The sequence below is a fragment of the Streptomyces sp. NBC_01171 genome (assembly GCF_045039805.1).
Lineage (GTDB): Bacteria > Actinomycetota > Actinomycetes > Streptomycetales > Streptomycetaceae > Streptomyces.
The window spans coordinates 4075834-4090674 of record NZ_CP108609.1; the positions used below are offsets into that span (position 1 = coordinate 4075834).

Genomic DNA, 14841 nt, shown 5'->3' on the forward strand with positions numbered 1-14841 from the left:
GCAGCGTCGCTTCCGACAAGTCTGTCGACAATGGCCGAAATCCCCCCGCCCATCTCGCCTCGCGGCATAGCGTCGGAACGGACCGGACACCTCGGGCCGTGGCGTCATACCGGAGGGGAAGAAACCGTACTTCCTTCTACGTCACGCAACGGCGCGCGACAGGAGCCAGAGGACAATGCAGACCAAGCTGGACGAAGCCAAGGCCGAGCTGCTCGATCGGGCCGCTCGGGTAGCTGAGAACAGCCCGGTCGGGGGGCACCTACCGACCGGGACCACGAGCGAGGGCACCTCCGGCACCCCGGACAGCGAAGCGGTGCTCGCGTTCCTCCAGCGCTACTACCTGCACACCGCCCCGGAAGACCTCGCCGACCGCGACCCGGTCGACGTCTTCGGTGCCGCGGTCTCCCACTACCGTCTCGCCGAGACCCGCCCGCAGGGCACGGCCAACGTGCGGGTGTACACCCCGACCGTGGAAGAGAACGGGTGGACGTGCAGCCACACCGTCGTGGAGGTCGTCACCGACGACATGCCCTTCCTGGTCGACTCGGTGACCAACGAGCTGACCCGCCAGGGCCGCGGCATCCACGTCGTGATCCACCCGCAGGTCGTCGTCCGCCGTGACGTCACCGGCAAGCTGATCGAGGTCCTGCCCACCGGCCCGCACGGCGAGCTGCCGCACGACGCGCACGTCGAGTCCTGGATCCACGTCGAGACCGACCGCGAGACCGACCGCGCCGACCTCAAGCAGATCTCCGCCGACCTGCTGCGCGTCCTGTCCGACGTGCGCGAGGCCGTCGAGGACTGGGAGAAGATGCGCGAGGCGGCCGTCCGGATCGCGGACGGTCTGGGGGACGAGCCCCAGCCGGCCGACCTTCCCGCCGCCGAGGTGGAGGAGGCCCGCGAGCTGCTGCGCTGGCTCGCCGCCGACCACTTCACCTTCCTCGGCTACCGCGAGTACGAGCTGCGCGGCGACGACTCCCTGAGCGCCAAGGCCGGCACCGGCCTCGGCATCCTGCGCTCCGACCCGCACCACTCCGAGGACGACGAGCACCCGGTCAGCCCCTCCTTCGAGCGGCTCCCCGCCGACGCCCGTGCCAAGGCCCGCGAGCACAAGCTGCTGGTCCTGACCAAGGCCAACAGCCGGGCCACCGTGCACCGGCCGTCGTACCTGGACTACATCGGCGTCAAGAAGTTCGACGCGGACGGCAACGTCGTCGGCGAGCGGCGCTTCCTCGGGCTGTTCTCCTCCGCCGCGTACACCGAGTCGGTGCGCCGGGTGCCGGTGATCCGCCGCAAGGTCGCCGAGGTGCTGGAGCGCGCCGGCTTCTCGCCCAACAGCCACGACGGCCGCGACCTGACCCAGATCCTCGAGACCTACCCGCGCGACGAGCTGTTCCAGACGCCGCCCGCCGAGCTCCAGTCCATCGCCACCAGCGTGCTGTACCTCCAGGAGCGCCGCAGGCTGCGGCTCTACCTGCGCCAGGACGAATACGGCCGCTACTACTCGGCCCTGGTCTACCTGCCGCGCGACCGGTACACCACCGGGGTCCGGCTGCGGATCATCGACATCCTCAAGGAGGAACTGGGCGGCACCAGCGTCGACTTCACCGCCTGGAACACCGAGTCGATCCTGTCCCGGCTGCACTTCGTCGTCCGCGTCCAGCCCGGCACCGAGCTGCCCCAGCTGTCCGACGCCGACAAGGAGCGCATCGAGGCCCGCCTGGTCGAGGCCACCCGCTCCTGGTCCGACGGCTTCGCCGAGGCGCTCAACGCCGAGTGCGGCGAGGAGCGCGCCGCCGAGCTGCTGCGCCGCTACAGCAACGCCTTCACCGAGGGCTACAAGGCCGACCACTCCCCGCGCGCCGCGGTCTCCGACCTGGTCCACCTGGAGCGGCTCAGCAACGACAAGGGCAACGACTTCTCGCTGAGCCTGTACGAGCCGGTGGGCGCCGCCCCCGGTGAGCGCCGGTTCAAGATCTACCGCAAGGGCGACGCGGTCTCCCTCTCCGCCGTGCTGCCGGTCCTCAACCGGCTCGGCGTCGAGGTCGTCGACGAGCGCCCCTACGAGCTGCGCCGCACCGACCGCAGCACCGCGTGGATCTACGACTTCGGCCTGCGCCTGCCGCAGACGGCCGGCGGTACCGACCACCTCGGCGAGGACGGCCGCGAGCGGTTCCAGGACGCCTTCGCCGCGACCTGGACCGGCCAGGCGGAGAACGACGGCTTCAACGCCCTCGTGCTGAGCGCCGGTCTGACCTGGCGGCAGGCGATGGTGCTGCGCGCCTACGCCAAGTACCTGCGCCAGGCGGGCTCCACCTTCAGCCAGGACTACATGGAGGACACCCTCCGCAACAACGTCCACACCACCCGGCTGCTGGTCTCCCTGTTCGAGGCCCGGATGTCCCCCGACCGGCAGAAGGCCGGCCTGGAGATCACCGACGCCCTGCTGGAGGAGCTGGAGGCCGCGCTGGACCAGGTGGCGAGCCTGGACGAGGACCGCATCCTGCGCTCCTTCCTCACCGTCATCAAGGCCACCCTGCGCACCAACTTCTTCCAGGAAACCCGTGACGGCGGCCCGCACGCCTACGTGTCGATGAAGTTCGACCCGCAGGCCATCCCCGACCTGCCCGCACCGCGCCCGGCGTACGAGATCTGGGTGTACTCGCCGCGGGTGGAGGGCGTGCACCTGCGCTTCGGCAAGGTCGCGCGTGGCGGCCTGCGCTGGTCGGACCGGCGCGAGGACTTCCGGACCGAGATCCTCGGCCTGGTCAAGGCGCAGATGGTGAAGAACACCGTCATCGTGCCGGTCGGCGCCAAGGGCGGGTTCGTCGCCAAGCAGTTGCCCGACCCGAGCGTGGACCGGGACGCCTGGCTGGCCGAGGGCATCGCCAGCTACAAGACGTTCATCTCCGCCCTGCTCGACATCACCGACAACATGGTGGCCGGCGAGGTCGTCCCGCCCGAGGACGTGGTGCGCCACGACGGCGAGGACACCTACCTCGTCGTCGCGGCCGACAAGGGCACCGCGACGTTCTCCGACATCGCCAACGAGGTCGCCCAGTCCTACGACTTCTGGCTCGGGGACGCCTTCGCCTCCGGCGGCAGCGCGGGCTATGACCACAAGGGCATGGGCATCACCGCGCGCGGTGCCTGGGAGTCGGTGAAGCGGCACTTCCGCGAGCTGGACCTGGACACCCAGTCCGAGGACTTCACGGTCGTCGGCATCGGTGACATGTCCGGTGACGTGTTCGGCAACGGCATGCTGCTCTCCGAGCACATCCGCCTGGTCGCCGCCTTCGACCACCGGCACATCTTCATCGACCCGGTCCCGGACGCGGCCACCGGCTACGCCGAGCGCCGCCGCCTGTTCGAGCTGCCCCGGTCGAGCTGGGCCGACTACGACACCTCGCTGCTGTCGGCGGGCGGCGGGATCTTCCCGCGCAGCGCCAAGTCGATCCCGCTGAACCACCACATCCGGGAGGCGCTGGGCATCGAGGAGAAGATCTCCAAGATGACCCCGGCCGACCTGATGAAGACGATCCTGAAGGCGCCGGTCGACCTGCTGTGGAACGGCGGCATCGGCACCTACGTCAAGTCCTCGGCGGAGACCGACGCCGACGTCGGTGACAAGGCCAACGACGCCATCCGCGTCGACGGCGCCGACCTGCGCGTCAAGGTCGTCGGCGAGGGCGGCAACCTGGGTCTCACCCAGCTCGGCCGGATCGAGTTCGCGCTCCAGGGCGGCCGGATCAACACCGACGCCATCGACAACAGCGCCGGTGTGGACACCTCCGACCACGAGGTGAACATCAAGATCCTGCTCAACAGCCTGGTCACCGACGGGGACATGACCGTCAAGCAGCGCAACAAGCTGCTCGCGGAGATGACCGACGAGGTCGGCGCGCTGGTCCTGCGCAACAACTACGCGCAGAACACCGCGCTGGCCAACGCGCTCGCCCAGTCCAAGGACATGCTGCACGCCCAGGCCCGGTTCATCCGGCACCTGGTGCGCGAGGGCCACCTCGACCGGGCGCTGGAGTTCCTGCCCACCGACCGCCAGATCCGTGAGCGGCTCAACCAGGGCCAGGGCCTCACCAGCCCGGAGACCGCGGTGCTGCTGGCGTACACGAAGATCACGGTCGCCGAGGAGCTGCTGCACACCTCGCTGCCGGACGACCCGTATCTGCGCGGCCTGCTGCACGCCTACTTCCCGTCGGCGCTGCGCGAGCAGTTCGCGGAGGTCATCGACGGCCACCCGCTGCGCCGGGAGATCACCACCACCGTGCTGGTCAACGACACGGTGAACACGGGCGGTACCACGTATCTGCACCGGCTGCGCGAGGAGACCGGTGCCTCGCTGGAAGAGATCGTCCGCGCCCAGACCGCGGCCCGCGCGATCTTCTGCTCGGCCCCGGTGTGGGACGCGGTGGAGGCGCTGGACAACCAGGTCGACGCGGCCGTCCAGACCCGTATCCGGCTGCACTCGCGCCGGCTGGTCGAGCGCGGCACCCGCTGGCTGCTGAACAACCGGCCCCAGCCGCTCCAGCTCGCCGAGACCGTGGAGTTCTTCGCGGACCGGGTCGAGCAGGTCTGGCAGCAGATGCCCAAGCTGCTGCGCGGCGCGGACCTCGAGTGGTACCAGCACGTGTACGACGAGCTGTCCGCCGCCGGTGTCCCGGCCGAACTCGCCACCCGCGTGGCCGGGTTCTCCTCCGCCTTCCCGGCGCTGGACATCGTCTCGGTGGCCGACCGCACGGGCAAGGAGCCGCTGGACGTGGCCGAGGTGTACTACGACCTCGCCGACCGGCTGCACATCACCCAGCTCATGGACCGCATCATCGAGCTGCCCCGCGCGGACCGCTGGCAGTCCATGGCCCGCGCCTCCATCCGCGAGGACCTGTACGCGGCGCACGCGGCCCTCACCGCGGACGTGCTCGCGGCGGGCAACGGCACCTCGACGCCGGAGCAGCGGTTCAAGGCGTGGGAGGAGAAGAACGCCCCCATCCTGAGCCGGGCGCGCGCCACGCTGGAGGAGATCCGCAGCTCGGACTCGTTCGACCTCGCCAACCTCTCGGTGGCGATGCGCACGATGCGGACGCTGCTGCGCACCCACGCGTGACCGCCGCCGCCTGAGCGGAGGGCGCCCCCGGACCGGAGAACCCGGCCGGGGGCGCCCTTGTCGCTTTCCGGGTGGTCTGTCCGTTTCGGATAGGGTCTGGCCCGTGACAGCGAACCTCACCGGGTCCCGCGTGCGGCGCGGCCGTGCGTCGCAGGCGGCCCCGTCACTGGTGGCCGTCGCCCTCGCCGCGCTCGTCCCGCTGCTGATGCTGCTGGCCGTGGTGCGGCTGCCCTGGGCCGGTGACCTCGGCATACACGCGGCGACCGTGCAGCGGCTCCGGCACAGCCTGCTCGACCCCGGCAACCCGCTGGTCGACGCGGACACCCCGAGCCCGTACTACTCGCCCTGGATACTGGTGCTGGGCCTGCTCGCCCGGCTGACCGGGCTGCCGGTGTTCGTGGTGCTGCGGATCGGCGCGCTGGTGGGGCTCGGGCTGCTGTTCACCGGGGTGTGGCGGTATGTGCGCACGCTCAGCGCGCACCCGGCGGCGCCCGCGCCGGCCCTGCTGTGCCTGGTCCTCCTGTGGGGCCCGGACCTGCTCAACTGGAGCGGTTTCCTCGGCCTGAACTCCCTCGCGCTGACCGTGGCCTACCCCAGCGTGTTCGCGCTCGGGCTGTCCTTCCACTTCTGGGCCTGGCTCACGACCACACTCCGCACGCACCCAGGCTGGGCCCGCTGGGTCGCCCTCGGCGCGCTCTGGGCGCTGATCCTGCTCTGCCACCAGTTCACCGGCGTGGTCGCCACCTTGGGCGCGCTCGCCACGGTGCTCGCCGCCCGCCCGGACCGCGAGGTCCTCCCGGGGCTCGCCGCCGCGCTCGCCGTGGGTATCGTCCTGCTGTGGCTGTGGCCGTACTACGACTTCTTCGCGCTGTTCTCCGCCGGCACCGGGCTTGAGGCGATCCACCGTTCGCTCTACTCCGACCTGCTCGGCCGGTTCGGGCTGGCACTGCTCGGGGTCGTCGCCCTCGCACTTCGCTGGCGGCGCGATCGCCGGGACCCGCTGGTGCTGTTCTTCGTCCTCGGCGCCCTGCTGTTCGCGGCCGGGGGGCTCACCGGGCACTACTCGTGGGGCCGCGCCGCGCCCGCCGCGCTGATCCCGGCCCAGCTCGCGGCCGCGCTGGAGACCGTGTCGGCCGGGCGGCGGACGTTCCGGCTCGGCTGGGCCGGCCTGCTCGCCGCCGCCCTGGCCGTGGGCGCCTGGGGCCAGGCGGGAATGCTCGGCTACGTCGTCCCGCGCGACGCGCTGCCCGCCCCGCTCGCCGCCAAGTACCGCCCGCCGTGGGTCGGTTACCACTGGATCACCCCTTGGGTCGGCTACGGGCAGGTGGTGATGGCCCGTACGGTGCCGTCCCGGCAGATCCCCGCGTACGGGCCGTACACCGTGGCGCCCGGCTACCCGGACGTGTTCCTGCCGGACCAGGGCGGCCGGGACGCGGCGGTGGAGCGGTACTTCGCGGCCGGCACCTCCTCCGACACCCGGCGGGCCATAGCGCGCCGGTACGGGGTGCGCTGGGTGATCGGGCCGGCCGCCGACGCGGAGCCGTGGCTGCGCCCGGTGACGACCGGCCCGGCCGGACAGGTTCTCTACGCGGTGCGCCCCTGAGCGGGGCTCACTTCAGCGCGCTCGTCACCAGCCGGAACGCGTTGCGCACCCGGGGCCGGTCCACCTTGCGCACCACCGGCCGCAGCACCCGGGCCGTGATCCCCACCGGCTGCCAGCGGATCTGCAGCCGGCCGGGGTTGCGGCCCTCGGGCTCGACCGTGACCCGGTGCGCCGCGCCGCCGGGGTCCACCCGCGCGGTCAGGGCCGGGAAGGCGAGCGGTGCCAGCAGCAGTCCGGAGTGCGCGAGGCCCTGCTGCTGGAGCCGGACCTGTGGATGCCGGACCCCCTCGAAGCCCTGGAGGGGGAGCCGGGCCCGGGTCAGGTCCAGATGGACGCGCCCCTCGAACACGCCGGGCCGCACCGGGTCCAGCCGGAACGGCACCGTGAGGCGCCGCCGGCCGGGGGAGAGCAGCAGCCCGGCCCGCTGCGGGCCCACCGGGAGCCGCAGTCCGGGGTCGTAGGTGCGCACCGTCAGGGTCAGCGCGGCGCCGGGGCCGGGCCGCAGGTCGGTGATCTCGTGCCGGAAGAAGGCGGTGGAGAAGGGGCGGGTCTCCAGCTCCAGGTCGGTCAGGTCCAGCTCCCGGCGCCCCCGCTCGGTGGCGGGCACCGCGCCGCCCCAGTAGGGCGTGCCGTCGGCGTCGGCGGTGACCTCACGCGGCGCCACCGGGTGCCCCAGGCCGCGCGCGGCGAGGCGGACCCCGTCGAGGTCGCCCTCGCGCAGCAGTTCCAGCACCACCCGCTCCGGGCGGGGCAGCCGGGCGTAGGCGCCCTCGGCGAGGGTGTCCAGGTACGGGTTCATGATCTGGGCGAACTCCGCCAGCCAGGCGTCGTCCCGGTAGGGCAGGTCGCCCGCGTACATCCGGAAGTCGTGCTTGAGGAACTTGAAGTCCTTGTCCTCGCGCAGCTCGGCCTGCCCGCTCTCCACCAGGAAGGCGTCGATCAGGCGCTGGACGTGCACCCGGTCGGCGACGTTGGAGATCTTGTGCCGCTGGTTGGAGATGGAGGCGCTGGACTCGGCCGCGTACGGCTCGATGTACCAGGTGTAGACCGGGTCCGGGATGATCGTGAACGCCCGCGCGAGACCGTACGCCTGGGCCGAGAAGAGCTGGTCCTCGTAGTGGATGCCCTCGGGGAAGCGCAGGTGGTGGCGGTCGAGGAAGGCGCGGGCGTACATCTTGCTGGTCGACAGGTGCTCGAAGAGCAGCCGGGGGTCGGCCGCGATGCCGTCCAGGGTGCGGCGCTCGCGGACCAGGTGCGGCATCCAGGTGGTGCGCCGGCCGTTGTCCACCCGGACCCGGCGCACCGCGCCCATGGTGAAGTCGACCTCGCGCTCCCGGTGCGCGGCGAGCAGCAACTCGACGGCGCGCGGCGGGAGTTCGTCGTCGCTGTCGAGGAACATCAGGTACGGGGCGCGGGCGATGTCGATGGCCCGGTTGCGCGGGGCGCTGCACCCGCCGCTGTTCTCCGGCAGGCGCAGATACCGCACCCGGCTGTCCTCGGCGGCCAGCCGCCGGGCCACCTCGGGGGTGTCGTCGGTGGAGTGGTCGTCGCTGATGACGATCTCGATGTTCTCGTGGGTCTGCGCGCGCAGGGAGGCGACCGCGCGGGGCAGCCGGGCCGCGTCGTTGTAGACGATGACGGTGACCGTGACGTCGGGGGTCGTCATCCTTGGAGCTCCTCGGGCGTCGGGGCGGGGATACGTTCCTCCAGCGGAAGCACGGGCGGCAGCGCCTCCTCGGGCTCACCGAGGAACACCCGCCGCACGACCCGTTCGGCGGCCCGGCCGTCGTCGAACTCGCAGAACCGGCGCCGGAACGCCGCCCGTGCCTTCGTCGCGGTCTCGTCGCGCCAGGCGCCCGAGGTGAGGATCTCGGTCAGCTCCTCCTGGGTGCGGGCGACCCGGCCGGGGGCCTCGGCCATCAGGTCGAAGTAGACCCCGCGTGTGGTGCGGTAGGTCTCCCAGTCGTCGGCGTGCACGACGATCGGGCGGTCCAGGTTGGCGTAGTCGAACATGATCGACGAGTAGTCCGTGACCAGCACGTCGGCGGCCAGGCAGAGTTCCTCGACCGGGTCGTAGGTGGAGACGTCGATGATGCGGCCGGTGCGGCGCAGCCCGGTCAGCGGGGAGGCCGCGCCGCCGCCGTAGAAGTAGTGGGCGCGCACCAGCAGCACGGTGTCCTCGCCGAGCCGGTCGGCGAGGGTGGCGAGGTCCAGGCGCGGGGTGAACCCGGCCTCGTAGTCGCGGTGGGTGGGCGCGTAGAGGACGGCGGTGCGGCCGGGGGCGATGCCGAGGCGTTCGCGGGCGGCGCGGACGTCGGCGGCGGTGGCGGTGTAGAAGACGTCGTTGCGCGGATAGCCGTGGTCCAGCGAGGTGTAGCGGGCCGGGTAGGCGCGCTCCCACATCCGGGTGGAGTGGCTGTTGGCGCTGACGCTGTAGTCCCACTTGTCGATCCGGGACAGCAGCGCCGCGAAGTCGAGCCCCTGGGCCGCCGCCGGGTGCTCCCGCTGGTCCAGGCCCATGCGCTTGAGCGGGGTGCCGTGGTGGGTCTGGAGGTGGACGGAGCCGGGGCGCTTGACCACCGCGTTGGGGAAGTTGACGTTGTTGACGAGGTACGTGGCGGTGGCCAGCGTCTCCCAGTAGCGCCGGGTGCCGGGGATCACGTGGTCGGTGCCGTGGGGGAGGAGGGCCGCGTTCTCCCTGGTCACCACCCACACCGGGTGGATGTGCGGGGCGAGTTCGGCCAGCTTGGCGGCGATGGCGGCCGGGTTGCAGGCGACACCCCGGTCCCAGTAGGCCGCGAACACGGCCAGGTTCGGATCGAGCGGGCGGGTGAGCGCCCGGCGGTACTGCTGTTCGCGCAGCCGCACCCCGAGCCGCCGCTTGCGGGCGCGGACCGCCTTGCGGGCCGAGCGGCGGGTGCGGTTGGCCGTCTGCAGCGCCCGGTACCTGGTGTACGCGCCCTCCTCCAGCAGCGCGTGCCGTACGCCCTCCAGGCCCGCCGGGCGCTGGTGGCCCTCGGGACGCCAGCGGACGGCGGCGGCCGAGGCGCGGCGGAAGAACTCGCGGGCCACCGGCTCCGGCATGCCCTCGCGGGCGAAGACCCGCACCAGGTCGCGGACCATCAGCCCGTACAGCACCGCCCGCACCGGGCGGCGGCCCTCGGTGAGGGCGAGGAGGCGCTCGTAGCGGTCGATCAGGGCGTAGCGGTCCTCGGGGGTGCGCGGGGGCAGGCTCTCCGGACGCAGCCTTCGGTCGTCGTACGCCGTCTGGTCGAGGCAGGCCACGCGGTCGGCGCGGAGCAGGGCGGCCTGGGCGATGAAGTTCTCGTCGCCGCCGGAGAACTCCTCCTCGTGCGCCCGCCAGAACGCGGCGCGCACCGCCCGGGTGCCGAGCAGCGGGGTGAGGCGGAGCAGGTTGGGCGAGTCGTCCAGGGTGACGGCGGCGCGGCCGGCCCCGGCGAGCAGGCGGCCGTCGCGGGAGGGGACGGCGGTGGTACGCCAGGTGGTGGTGACGTGGTCCAGCAGGACGACGTCGGTGCGCTCGTCCAGCTCGGCGGTGCGCTCGGCCAGCAGCCGGGGGGCTCCGGCGGGCAGGCCGTCCTTGGCGTGCACGAAGTGCAGCCAGCGGCCGGAGGCCCGCGCGGCCCCCGCCGACCGTGCCTCGGCGTCCCCCATGCCCGCGGGCAGCGGCACGGTGACCGTCTCCGGGGCGTGGCCCTCGGCCGTCTCCCGCGCCCAGTCGCCGACCGCCGCGACGATCACCTCGGTGTCCGGGAGCGGATGGGTGTCCAGGGAGTCGAGCAGTTCGGTCAGATGCCCCTGCGTGTTGGGCCCGTAGACGATGACGCTGAGTTGGGGCATCTGGAGGGGCTCCTTCGGCTCTTCGTCCCGGCGGTCACCTTTCATAACATACTGTCATTACACGACTGAAAGGGATATCCACGCGTGAAGCGGAAGCCCCTTGGCTACTTCTTCTTGCGGTCGCCCGTGAACGCCTCGTACTCCTTGAGCACGTCCTCGGTGGCGCCGTCCATGCGCAGCTCGCCGCGCTCCAGCCAGAGCACCCGCTCGCAGGTGTCGCGGATGGAGTTGTTGTTGTGGCTGACCAGGAAGACCGTGCCGGCGTGCTTGCGCAGCTCGCGGATGCGGGCCTCGGAGCGCTTCTGGAAGGAGCGGTCGCCGGTGGCCAGCGCCTCGTCGATCAGCAGCACGTCGTGGTCCTTGGCGGCGGCGATGGAGAAGCGGAGCCGGGCCGCCATGCCCGAGGAGTAGGTGCGCATCGGCAGGGTGATGAAGTCGCCCTTCTCGTTGATCCCGGAGAAGTCGACGATGTCCTGGTAGCGCTCCTTGATCTGCTCGCGGGACATCCCCATGGCGAGGCCGCCGAGGTGGACGTTGCGCTCCCCGGTCAGGTCGCTCATCAGGGCCGCGTTGACGCCGAGCAGCGAGGGCTGGCCGTCGGTGTAGATGTGGCCGTTCTCCACCGGGAGCAGGCCGGCCACCGCCTTGAGCAGGGTGGACTTGCCGGAGCCGTTGGAGCCGATCAGGCCGATCGCCTCGCCCCGGTGGGCGACGAAGGACACTTTCTTCACCGCGTGCACCCGGCGCACCCCGGCCGCCTTCTCGGCCTTGCCGCGGCGCAGGATGCGGTTGAGGGCGGCGGTGGCCGAGCCCCGGCCCGCGCCGGTGCCGTTGACCCGGTAGACGATGTCGACGCGGTCGGCGACGACGGTGGGGACCTGCTCGGCGCTCGCGCCCTGCGGGGTCCGGACGGGGGAGGTGGTCTGCTCAGCCACGGCCGTAGGTCTCCTCAGCCTTCCAGAAGTAGATGAAGCCGCCGATCCCGGCGGCGACCGCCCAGCCGGCCGCCGCCAGCCACACGTGCGGGGGCAGCTTGTCCGCGCCGAAGCTGTCGATCAGCGCGAACCGCATGAGGTCGATGTACAGCGCGGCCGGGTTGTACTCCAGCAGCAGCGACAGCGCCCGCGGCTGGTCCTTGGTGTGCTGGTCGATGCTCCACATCACGCCGGACACGTACATCCAGGTGCGCAGCAGGAACGGCATGAGCTGGGCGATGTCCGGGGTCTTGGCGCCCATCCGGGCCAGCACCATCGACACGCCCGCGTTGAACACGAACTGGAGGACCAGCGCGGGCAGCGCCAGCAGCCAGGACGCCGAGACCGGGACGCCCACGCAGAGGATGATGGCGATCAGCGCCAGCATCGAGAACAGCAACTGCTGGAGCTGCTGGAGGCAGAACGAGATGGGCAGCGCGGCGCGCGGGAAGTGCAGCGCCCGCACCAGGCCCAGGTTGCCGGAGATGGCCCGGGTGCCCGCCATGATCGAGCTCTGCGTGAACGTCCACACGAACACGCCCGTCACCAGGAACGGGATGAAGTCGGCGACCCCGCGCTTGGTGCCCAGCAGCACGCCGAAGATGAAGTAGTAGACCGCCGCGTTCAGCAGCGGGGTCATCACCTGCCAGAGCTGGCCGAGCTTGGCCTGGCTGTACTGGGCGGTCAGCTTGGCGGTGGCGAAGGCGGTGATGAAGTGCCGCCGGTCCCAGAGCTGCCGGACGTACGCCGGTACGGAGGGGCGGGCGCCGCTGACGGTCAGGCCGTGCCGGGCGGCCAGTGCCGCCAGGTCTCCGTCGGCCGGAACCTGCATCGGGGGCGGTGCGTCGAGGACCTGGCTCACATCCGCTGCTTTCGGATCGGGTGGTGGGGGAAGCGCGGTCCGGCCGTTGCCCGCCGTTTCCGCACGCTTTCCCGTACGTTTACTTACGTCGGGACGGGACCGTATCGTCGCAACGGGAGAGTAGGCCCATCGGGCGACGGAACGCAACCGTTGCGTCGTCCCGCCTATGCTGGTGGGCATGACGACCAACGCCGACGAACCCCCGGCGCGCCCGCGCCGGGCCCCGGCCGGGGCCGCCGTGCTCCGCGAGGACGTGACGGAGGCGATCCGCGCGGCCGTCTTCGAGGAACTGGCCGCCGTGGGGTACGCGCGGATGTCCATCGAGGGCATCGCGCGCCGGGCCGGTGTCGGCAAGACGGCGGTGTACCGGCGCTGGCGCTCCAAGCTGAACCTGGTGCTGGACGTGGTCTCCGCGATGGCGGTCCTCGGCCTGCCGGCCCCGGACACCGGCTCCCTGGAGGGCGACCTCCGGCTGCTGTACGAGGTCATGTCGCGCGCCCTGCGCCACCCGGTGGCCTCGCAGATCATCCCCGACCTCCAGGCGGAGGCCGCCCGCAACCCGGAGATGGCCGAGACCCTCCAGAAGGCCGTGCGGGACGGGCAGGACGGGGTCGCCTCCAAGATCGTGGCGGCGGCCCGGGAACGGGGCGAGGTGAGCGCGGACCTCGACCTGGACCTCGCCCTCGACCTGATCTCCGGCCCCCTCTACTGGCGCGCGGTGGTCATCCGCAGCCCGAAGCTCCCCAAGGGATACCTCCCCGACCTGGCCAAGGCCACGGCGGGCGCCCTCAAGGCGCTGTAGAGCCTCAGCTCAGCAGCCTCCGCAGCCGGCCCCGCGCCACCCGGGCCGCCCCCGCCGGCCCCGTCGCCACGCGCAGGGACAGGGCGCCGGAGTGGGTGGCGTAGGGGTGGGCCAGCAGCACCAGGTGGCGCGGGCTGGGCAGTGCCCGTCTGCGCAGGTGGGGGCTGTCCGTGCGGGCGTGGGCGGTGATGTCCCGGTGGGCGCCGTCCTTGAAGTGGACGGTGAGGCACAGGTCCCAGACGCCCGCGCCCAGAGCGTTCAGGTCGACGGCCGCCTCGGCGGTCCAGGTGCCGTTCGGCGCGGGGACCAGGGGCAGCGTGATGTGCCGGACCGGGCGGCCGGTCGTGCGGTCGTGCCAGCGGGCCGTCACCGCCAGCGGGCCCGCCTCGGCGAGCCGGCCGTACAGCTCGTGCAGGCGCAGCCGGAGCCGGGCGCCGCGGGCGTGGGGGAGCAGTTCGGCGTCCATGGCGCACGGCAGCGCCTCGGTCGGGCAGGACAGCAGCGGGGTCAGGGTCACACCGGGATGCGCGTCGGACCAGACGGGGGTGCCCTCGGGGGTGCGGGCGTACGGAGGCAGCAGGCGGGCCGGGCGGGCGGCCAGTTCACGCAGCCGGGGCAGGTCGCGCGGCTCGGGGGAGTCCAGTACGAACCGGCCCAGCAGGGTGCCGGGTGCGGCGGGGTCCCGCGCCCAGTCCTCGGCGTCGTACCCGGCGAGGTGGTCACGGGTGTGCGCCCACCAGGCGCGCCGGTACTCCGGGTCCCGCAGGCCCAGTTCGCGCAGGTACATGCGCAGTTCGTGGTCGAGGAACTTCGCCCGCGCCTCCCGCGCCGGCTCCGTCTGGCCGGCGCCCCGCAGGATCTCGTACGCCTCCGCGCAGGCGCGGGTGCGGGAGTGCCAGTTGCCGATGTGCTCCCGGTCCAGGGAGAGCGAGAGCTGTTCGGCGGCCCGGCGTACGTGCCAGACGTAGACGAGGTCCGGGACGAGGGCGAGGCGCGGGGCGGCGGCGAGGACGCGGGCGGTGAAGACGAAGTCCTCGTAGAGGTAGCGGCCTTCGGGGAAGCGGATGCCGTGCGCCCGGAGGAAGTCGGTGCGGTACAGCTTGTTGACGCACAGGGTGTCGTGGACCAGGTGCGGGCGGTCCGCAGGGTGCTCGATCAGCGCCGCCTCGGCGAACAGGCCGGACTGCCAGGGGTGTTCGCGGCCCGAGGGCAGCTCCCGGCGCACACAGAGCCCCGCGCTCACCTCGGCACCCGTCTCCGTGGCCGCCCGCAGCAGCGCGTCCACCGCGCCGGGCGGCAGCAGGTCGTCGCTGTCCAGGAACATCACGTACGGCAGGGTCACCGCGTCGATCCCGGTGTTGCGCGGGGTGCCGCAGCCCCCGCTGTTGACGGCGTGCCGGATCACCCGCAGCCGGGGCTCGGTGGCCGCGAGCCGGTCCAGGAGACCGGCGCTGCCGTCGGTGGAGCGGTCGTCCACGGCGACGACCTCGCCCACCGCCGGACCCTGGTCCAGCGCGGAGCGCACGGCGTCGGTGACATGGGCGGCGTCGTCGTAGCCGATGACCACGACGGCGACTTGGGGCGCGGCTTCGGACATGGGGTCCATGGTCGGTGCCGGGC

8 protein-coding genes are annotated in these 14841 nt (G+C 72.3%); 3 read left to right on the top strand and 5 right to left on the bottom strand.

The window, feature by feature from the left end:
* Window positions 1-175: 175 nt before the first annotated feature.
* Window positions 176-5119: an NAD-glutamate dehydrogenase gene (locus OG448_RS18855; protein WP_405555294.1), complete on the top strand. Its 4944-nt coding sequence runs from the start codon at window positions 176-178 to the stop codon at window positions 5117-5119.
* Window positions 5120-5324: 205 nt separating this feature from the next.
* Window positions 5325-6722, top strand: coding sequence for a hypothetical protein (locus OG448_RS18860; protein ID WP_405558852.1), 1398 nt, complete (start codon window positions 5325-5327; stop codon window positions 6720-6722).
* Window positions 6723-6729: 7 nt separating this feature from the next.
* Here the strand turns inward: OG448_RS18860 and OG448_RS18865 are convergent, their stop codons facing one another.
* The 4 genes from OG448_RS18865 to OG448_RS18880 form a co-directional block, all read right to left on the bottom strand.
* Complete coding sequence (locus OG448_RS18865; protein WP_405555296.1) at window positions 6730-8388, bottom strand: glycosyltransferase family 2 protein; 1659 nt, start codon at window positions 8386-8388, stop codon at window positions 6730-6732.
* Window positions 8385-10583, bottom strand: coding sequence for a CDP-glycerol glycerophosphotransferase family protein (locus OG448_RS18870; protein ID WP_405555298.1), 2199 nt, complete (start codon window positions 10581-10583; stop codon window positions 8385-8387). The genes OG448_RS18865 and OG448_RS18870 overlap by 4 nt, the downstream gene beginning before the upstream one ends.
* 104 nt (window positions 10584-10687) lie before the next feature.
* Window positions 10688-11518, bottom strand: coding sequence for an ATP-binding cassette domain-containing protein (locus OG448_RS18875; RefSeq protein WP_391292254.1), 831 nt, complete (start codon window positions 11516-11518; stop codon window positions 10688-10690).
* On the bottom strand, window positions 11511-12419 hold the full coding sequence (locus OG448_RS18880; protein ID WP_135793581.1) for an ABC transporter permease: 909 nt from the start codon (window positions 12417-12419) through the stop codon (window positions 11511-11513). Before OG448_RS18880 ends, OG448_RS18875 begins: the two co-directional genes overlap by 8 nt.
* Window positions 12420-12597: 178 nt before the next feature.
* Between OG448_RS18880 and OG448_RS18885 the strand changes: the two genes are divergently transcribed.
* A complete protein-coding gene (locus OG448_RS18885; RefSeq protein ID WP_405555300.1) occupies window positions 12598-13221 on the top strand; it encodes a TetR/AcrR family transcriptional regulator in 624 nt (207 codons plus the stop codon).
* Window positions 13222-13225: 4 nt separating this feature from the next.
* On the opposite strand, the gene OG448_RS18890 is transcribed toward OG448_RS18885, so the two are convergent.
* Window positions 13226-14818: a glycosyltransferase family 2 protein gene (locus OG448_RS18890; protein WP_405555302.1), complete on the bottom strand. Its 1593-nt coding sequence runs from the start codon at window positions 14816-14818 to the stop codon at window positions 13226-13228.
* Window positions 14819-14841 lie beyond the last annotated feature (23 nt).

Bases quoted from the DNA above. Each gene is read 5' to 3' on its own strand.
- OG448_RS18865 (WP_405555296.1), bottom strand. From the start codon at position 8,388: ATGACGACCCCCGACGTCACGGTCACCGTCATCGTCTACAACGACGCG.
- OG448_RS18890 (WP_405555302.1), bottom strand. From the start codon at position 14,818: ATGTCCGAAGCCGCGCCCCAAGTCGCCGTCGTGGTCATCGGCTACGAC.
- OG448_RS18860 (WP_405558852.1), top strand. From the start codon at position 5,325: ATGCTGCTGGCCGTGGTGCGGCTGCCCTGGGCCGGTGACCTCGGCATA.
- OG448_RS18885 (WP_405555300.1), top strand. From the start codon at position 12,598: ATGACGACCAACGCCGACGAACCCCCGGCGCGCCCGCGCCGGGCCCCG.
- OG448_RS18870 (WP_405555298.1), bottom strand. From the start codon at position 10,583: ATGCCCCAACTCAGCGTCATCGTCTACGGGCCCAACACGCAGGGGCAT.
- OG448_RS18855 (WP_405555294.1), top strand. From the start codon at position 176: ATGCAGACCAAGCTGGACGAAGCCAAGGCCGAGCTGCTCGATCGGGCC.